General features: G+C 60.7%; 4 protein-coding genes. 2 read left to right on the forward strand and 2 right to left on the reverse strand.

Annotated elements, in window-relative coordinates; genetic code table 11:
* Positions 1-239 precede the first annotated feature (239 nt).
* Positions 240-3,179, reverse strand: coding sequence for a bifunctional [glutamate--ammonia ligase]-adenylyl-L-tyrosine phosphorylase/[glutamate--ammonia-ligase] adenylyltransferase (gene glnE / locus EJA72_RS21500; protein ID WP_157713399.1), 2,940 nt, complete (start codon positions 3,177-3,179; stop codon positions 240-242).
* Positions 3,176-3,373, reverse strand: a complete 198-nt coding sequence (locus EJA72_RS21505) for a hypothetical protein (RefSeq protein ID WP_157713401.1) — start codon at positions 3,371-3,373, stop codon at positions 3,176-3,178. Before EJA72_RS21505 ends, glnE begins: the two co-directional genes overlap by 4 nt.
* Positions 3,374-3,563: 190 nt before the next feature.
* On the opposite strand from EJA72_RS21505, the gene aceE reads away from it, so the two are divergent.
* Positions 3,564-6,209, forward strand: coding sequence for a pyruvate dehydrogenase (acetyl-transferring), homodimeric type (gene aceE, locus EJA72_RS21510; RefSeq protein WP_157713402.1), 2,646 nt, complete (start codon positions 3,564-3,566; stop codon positions 6,207-6,209).
* 11 nt (positions 6,210-6,220) lie between these two features.
* On the forward strand, positions 6,221-7,147 hold a 927-nt coding region (locus tag EJA72_RS21515), incomplete at its 3' end, for a biotin/lipoyl-containing protein (protein WP_372240730.1).

Genomic DNA, 7,147 nt, shown 5'->3' on the forward strand with positions numbered 1-7,147 from the left:
CGACTGTCACTCCACTATCGCGAGCAAGCCCGCCCCCACATTGGGTATTGGTGCACATCCAGTGCGGTGCAGCTTAGCTGCCTCGATCTACAAAACAATGCAGATCCAACTGTAGGAGCGAGCTTGCTCGCGATGAACCTGAGATCGCTGCGGGGCATCAGATTAGCCGAGTTATCGTTAACGACCATCGCGAGCAAGCTCGCTCCTACAGGGGGTATCGGTGTTTCAAGTACCCGATTTCAGTTCAAACCCAACTCTTTCCAGATCCGCAATACCTGCCGCCGTTCGTCCGCAAACTGATCGCCCGGGATCACCCCGGGGTTCTTCTGCAAGGCTTGCCGATGGGCAGCGGAGCGGTAGGCTTTATAGGCCTCTCGCAACAGGCTGGCGTCCTCGGCGGGCATCAGCCCTTCGTGCTCCAGCTCTTCCAGAATGCGGATATTGTCAGTCCAGCGCAGCAGTGGCGGGTGTGTTTCCGACCACGCCAAGGCCGCGTATTGCACCATAAATTCAATATCGACGATACCTCCGGCGTCCTGCTTGAGATCGAACGGCACCGTGGCCTCGAAGGCGTTTGCCCCGGTGCCCGCCGCGGTGCTCTTGCTGCCAAGATTATCGCGCATCTTGGCCCGCATCTCGCTGACCTCCTGACGCAGGGTCGGCAAATCCCGGTGCTTGCCCAAAATTGCCGCGCGCACCTTCTCGAACGCCTGGCCGACGTCCTGACTACCCACCAGCACCCGCGCCCGTACCAGCGCCTGATGCTCCCAGGTCCAGGCTTCGTTTTCCTGATAACGGGCAAACGCCCCGAGCGAACTCACCAACAGGCCCGACGCACCGGACGGTCGCAGGCGCATGTCCACTTCATACAACTGGCCGGAGTTGGTCTGGGCGGTCAGCAAGTGGATGATCCGCTGCCCGAGCCGGGTGAAGAATTGCGCGCCATCGATGGGCTTTGCCCCGTCGGTTTCCGCCTGCGGATCGCCATCGTGAATGAACACCAGATCCAGATCCGAACCATGGCCCAGCTCCAGGCCACCGACTTTCCCATAACCGACAATGATGAAACCCGGATCGCACAAAGTGCCATCGGTCCGCAGCGGCGTGCCGTATTTGGCCACCGTCTGCCGCCACGCCAGGGCCAGCACTTGCTCGAGGATCGCTTCGGCCAGCCAGGTCAGGTAATCGCTGACCTTCATCAACGGCAGGCTGCCGGCGATTTCCGAGGCGGCAACCCGCAAGCGGTGCGCCAGCTTGAAGTGGCGCAAGGCTTCCATTTGCTGTTCGAGGTCGTCCTCGGGAATCCGCGTCAGACGCTCGCGCAACTCGGCCGCCAGTTCCGGCGCCAAGGGCGGCTTGAAGAGCCGACCTTCGTTAAGCAATTCGTCGAGCAACAGCGGGAAACGGGTGATTTGCTCAGCGATCCACGGGCTCGCGGCGCACAGGGTCAGCAAACGTCGCAAGGCACCCGGGTTTTCGGTCAGCAGCACCAGGTACGCGGAGCGTCGCGCCACGGCTTCAACCAGTGGCAGCACCCGCTCAAGCACCAGATCAGGATTGGCGTGCTCCACGGCCTGAGCCAGCAACCGCGGGATAAACGCATCAAGACGCTCACGCCCCAGACGCTGCATGGCGCGCAGTTGTGGACTGCTGCGCAAGCTCGCCAAGGCTTTCAGCGCTTTGCCGGCGTCCGCGAAACCACCCTCTTCCAATTGGCGGCAAGCCGCGTCTTCGTCCTGGGCTTCTTCCCACAGCGGCAGCCATTCGCCGCCGACGACGACTTCGCTTTCGGTGCCTTCCTCTTCATCAGGATCGGCGATGACCTGGCCAAAGTGCCAGGCCACACGGCCGCGCCAATACATTAGTTGCTCATGGAAGGCGTCCCAATCGGCGAAGCCCAGCATGAAGGCAATGCGCGCCTGGTCCTGAGCGCCGTCCGGCAGCATCTGGGTCTGGCGGTCGGCAATCGCCTGGATCGCGTGTTCGGTGTAACGCAGGAACTCGTAACCTTCGCGCAATTCACTGATCACCGCCGGCGGCAGGTAACCCTGACCTTCCAGCGTGCTCAAGACTTTTAATAGCGGACGTTGTTGCAAGCTCAGGTCGCGGCCGCCGTGGATCAGCTGGAACGCCTGGGCGATAAATTCCACTTCACGGATGCCGCCGGAGCCGAGCTTGATGTTGTCGGCCATGCCCTTGCGCCGCACTTCCTGCTGGATCAGCTGCTTCATGGTGCGCAGCGCTTCGATGGCCGAGAAGTCCAGATAACGCCGGTAAACGAACGGGCGCAGCATGTCCTGCAATTGCGCACCGGCCACTTGATCGCCGGCCACCACCCGCGATTTGATCATCGCGTAGCGTTCCCAGTCGCGGCCCTGATCCTGGTAATACTGCTCCAGCGCATTGAAGCTCAGCACCAGGGCGCCAGCCGAACCGTAGGGCCGCAGGCGCATGTCGACGCGGAACACGAAACCGTCGACTGTCATCGGGTCCAGCGCCTTGATCACGCGCTGGCCGAGACGAATGAAAAATTCCTGATTATCCAGCGAGCGTTTCACGCCGACGGTTTCACCGCCCTCGGGGTAGGCGAAGATCAGGTCGATGTCGGACGACAGGTTCAACTCCACCGCGCCGAGCTTGCCCATGCCGAGGATGACCATCTGCTGCGGCTCGCCGCTGCGCCGGCCGGTCGGCACGCCGAATTGCTGGCAATGCCGCGAGTACAGCCACTGATATGCCTGATCGATGCTGGCATCGGCCATGTCCGAGAGGTCGCGGCACGTCTGGACCAGATCGGCCTGACGGGTCAAATCGCGCCAGATGATCCGCACTTGATGACGGGTGCGCTGGCGGCGCAGGACGCGACCGAGCTCATCTTCGGTTTCCGCCGCATTCGCGGCCGCGGCAATCTGCGCACACAACTCGCCGGGGGCAAAACGGCGATCCAGTTCGCCGGACTGCACCAGCGACAGCAACATCAAAGGGTCACGGATGCACTGTTCAATCACGAAGTCGCTGGCGGCGGTGACGCGGGCGAATTGCGCCCAGCGTTCAGGTGTCCAGGTCGACAGGCCATGGTCGTCGTCCAGCCCGGCGGCGGCCGTACGGAACGACTGCTCGGCGCGGGTGACAAACGGCAGGAGAATGCCGGGCAGTTCGGCAAGCGAGGGAAGGCTCATGGTCTATCCTTGATCGGCGTGTAGATGACGGCATGTAGTGAATTTTCAAAATGCACTACCTGATCGACTGTCGAACAAAGGTTAGAAATAGCTGAAATTTCTTTTATTTTGGCAGGCAGCATCAAGCTTTCACCTTTTTCGGTTGGTAAAAGACCAACCTTAACGATTATTCTCACAACGTAGCCGGAGGCCACAAGCCGCTCATCTGTAGTTTTACTACTCGTATATACATTCGGATAGCTGAAATGCCCGATGATTTGTAGTAAAACTACACGCCGCCGACACCTACCTCTCGGCAATCCAAGAATTTATATCGTCTGCCCACAAGGCCAGTCGCAAACTCAGGCAACCGATTCTGGAAGCCTTTCCGCCCTGGAGCAAGCCATGCAAGACCTCGATCCCGTCGAAACCCAGGAATGGCTGGACGCCCTGGAATCGGTTCTCGACAAAGAAGGCGAAGACCGCGCTCACTATCTGATGACCCGTATGGGCGAACTCGCGACCCGCAGCGGCTCGCAGTTGCCTTATGCCATCACCACGCCGTACCGCAACACGATCCCTGTGACCCACGAAGCACGCATGCCTGGCGACCTGTTCATGGAACGCCGCATTCGCTCGTTGGTGCGCTGGAACGCGATGGCCATGGTGATGCGTACGAACCTGAAAGATTCGGACCTGGGCGGTCACATTTCCAGCTTCGCCTCCAGCGCCACGCTGTATGACATCGGCTTCAACTACTTCTTCCAGGCCCCGACCGACGAACACGGCGGCGACCTGATCTACTTCCAGGGCCACACCTCGCCAGGCGTTTACGCCCGTGCGTTCATGGAAGGCCGCATCACCGAAGACCAGATGAACAACTTCCGCCAGGAAGTCGACGGTCAGGGCCTGTCGTCCTACCCGCACCCTTGGCTGATGCCTGACTTCTGGCAGTTCCCGACCGTATCCATGGGTCTGGGCCCGATCCAGGCGATCTACCAGGCACGCTTCATGAAGTACCTGGAAGCGCGAGGCTTCATCCCGGAAGGCAAGCAGAAAGTCTGGTGCTTCCTGGGCGACGGCGAGTGCGACGAGCCGGAATCCCTGGGCGCGATCTCGCTGGCTGGCCGCGAGAAGCTCGACAACCTGATCTTCGTCATCAACTGCAACCTGCAGCGCCTCGACGGCCCGGTTCGCGGCAACGGCAAGATCATCCAGGAACTCGAAGGCGTGTTCCGCGGTGCTCAGTGGAACGTGACCAAAGTCATCTGGGGCCGCTTCTGGGACCCACTGCTGGCCAAGGACGTCGACGGTATCCTGCAACGTCGCATGGACGAAGTCATCGACGGCGAGTACCAGAACTACAAAGCCAAAGACGGCGCGTTCGTGCGTGAACACTTCTTCAACTCGCCAGAACTCAAGGCGATGGTTGCAGACTTGTCCGACGACGAGATCTGGAAACTCAACCGTGGCGGCCACGACCCGTACAAGGTCTACGCGGCGTACCACGAAGCGGTCAACCACAAAGAACAACCGACCGTTATCCTGGCCAAGACCATCAAGGGTTATGGCACCGGTGCCGGCGAAGCGAAGAACACCGCGCACAACACCAAGAAAGTGGATGTTGAAAGCCTGAAGCTGTTCCGCGATCGTTTCGACATTCCGGTCAAGGATTCCGAACTGGAAAACCTGCCGTTCTTCAAGCCGGAGCCGAACAGCGCCGAAGCCCGCTACCTGAGCGAGCGCCGCACTGCACTGGGCGGTTTCGTGCCACAGCGCCGCGCGCAAAGCTTCAGCGTGCCGACCCCGTCGCTCGATACCCTCAAGGCAATCCTGGACGGCTCGGGCGACCGTGAAATCTCCACCACCATGGCTTTCGTGCGGATTCTCGCGCAGCTGGTCAAGGACAAGGACATCGGCCCACGCATCGTTCCGATCATCCCGGACGAAGCCCGTACCTTCGGTATGGAAGGCATGTTCCGTCAGTTGGGCATCTACTCCTCCGTCGGCCAGCTCTACGAGCCAGTCGATAAAGACCAGGTGATGTTCTACAAGGAAGACAAGAAGGGCCAGATCCTCGAAGAAGGCATCAACGAAGCGGGCGCCATGAGCTCCTTCATCGCTGCCGGTACTTCGTACTCCAGCCACAACCAGCCAATGCTGCCGTTCTACATCTTCTACTCGATGTTCGGCTTCCAGCGTATCGGCGACCTCGCCTGGGCCGCTGGCGACAGCCGTACCCGTGGCTTCCTGATCGGCGGCACCGCCGGCCGGACCACGCTGAACGGCGAAGGCCTGCAACACGAAGACGGTCACAGCCACATCCTGGCTGCCACCATCCCGAACTGCCGCACCTTTGATCCAACCTACGGCTACGAGCTGGCGGTGATCATTCAGGACGGCATGAAGAAGATGACCGAAGAGCAGCAGGACGTTTTCTACTACATCACCGTGATGAACGAGTCCTACCAGCAGCCAGCCATGCCGGCCGGTGTCGAGGAAGGCATCATCAAGGGCATGTACCTGCTCGAAGAAGACACCCGCGAAGCGGCGCACCACGTACAGCTGATGGGCTCCGGCACCATCCTGCGTGAAGTCCGTGAAGCGGCGAAGATTCTGCGTGAAGAGTTCAACGTCGGTGCGGACGTATGGAGCGTGACCAGCTTCAACGAACTGCGTCGCGATGGCCTGGCCGTCGAGCGCACCAACCGTCTGCACCCGGGCCAGAAGCCTAAACTGAGCTACGTCGAAGAGTGCCTGAACGGCCGTAAAGGTCCGGTCATCGCGTCTACCGACTACATGAAGCTGTTCGCTGAGCAAATTCGTCAGTGGGTCCCGTCCAAGGAATTCAAAGTCCTGGGCACCGACGGTTTCGGCCGCAGTGACAGCCGCAAGAAGCTGCGTCACTTCTTCGAAGTCGATCGTCATTTCGTGGTGTTGGCAGCCCTGGAAGCATTGGCTGACCGTGGTGACATCGAACCTAAAGTGGTGGCTGAAGCCATCGCCAAGTTCGGTATCAACCCGGAAAAACGCAACCCACTGGACTGCTGAGGAGAGATTCTGTGAGCGAACTCATTCGCGTACCTGACATCGGCAGCGGTGAAGGTGAAGTAATTGAACTGTTTGTGAAGGTCGGCGACCGTATCGAAGCCGACCAGAGCATCCTGACACTTGAGTCGGACAAGGCGAGCATGGAAGTGCCTGCGCCGAAGGCCGGTATCATCAAGAGCCTGAAAGTGAAGCTGGGCGATCGCCTGAAAGAAGGCGACGAATTGCTGGAACTGGAAGTCGAAGGTGCCGCTGCTGCCCCTGCGGCTGCCGCTGCTCCTGCTGCGAAAGCAGAGGCTGCCCCCGCTGCCGCGCCTGCACCCGCCGCGCCTGCCGCAGCTCCGGCTGCCGCCTCGGTTCAGCAAGTGCACGTGCCGGACATCGGTTCGGCGGGCAAGGCCCAGATCATCGAGATCCAGGTCAAGGTCGGCGACAGCGTCGAGGCTGATCAGTCGCTGATCACCCTGGAATCCGACAAGGCCAGCATGGAAATCCCTTCTCCTGCCGCTGGCGTGGTCAAGAGCATCAGCGTCAAGCTCAACGACGAAGTCGGCACCGGCGACCTGATCCTGGATCTGGAAGTGGCGGGTGCTGCTGCACCGGCTGCCGCTCCGGCAGCTCCGGTTGCCGACAGCGTTCAGGACATCCATGTCCCGGACATCGGCTCGGCCGGCAAGGCCAAGATCATCGAAGTCCTGGTCAAGGCCGGCGACACCGTTGAAGCCGACCAGTCGCTGATCACCCTGGAATCCGATAAGGCGAGCATGGAAATTCCATCGCCAGCCGCTGGCGTGGTGGAAAGCGTTTCCGTCAAGCTGGATGACGAAGTCGGTACCGGCGACCTGATCCTGAAGCTGAAAGTCAAAGGCGCGGCGCCTGCTGCGGCCCCGGCTCCCGCTGCCGCTGCTGCGAGCGCTCCTGCGCCAGCCGCTGCTGCTCCT

The organism is Pseudomonas sp. PB120 (assembly GCF_009761815.1).
In the GTDB taxonomy this organism is placed as follows: Bacteria; Pseudomonadota; Gammaproteobacteria; order Pseudomonadales; family Pseudomonadaceae; genus Aquipseudomonas.

Bases quoted from the DNA above. Each gene is read 5' to 3' on its own strand.
- glnE (WP_157713399.1), bottom strand. From the start codon at position 3,179: ATGAGCCTTCCCTCGCTTGCCGAACTGCCCGGCATTCTCCTGCCGTTT.
- aceE (WP_157713402.1), top strand. From the start codon at position 3,564: ATGCAAGACCTCGATCCCGTCGAAACCCAGGAATGGCTGGACGCCCTG.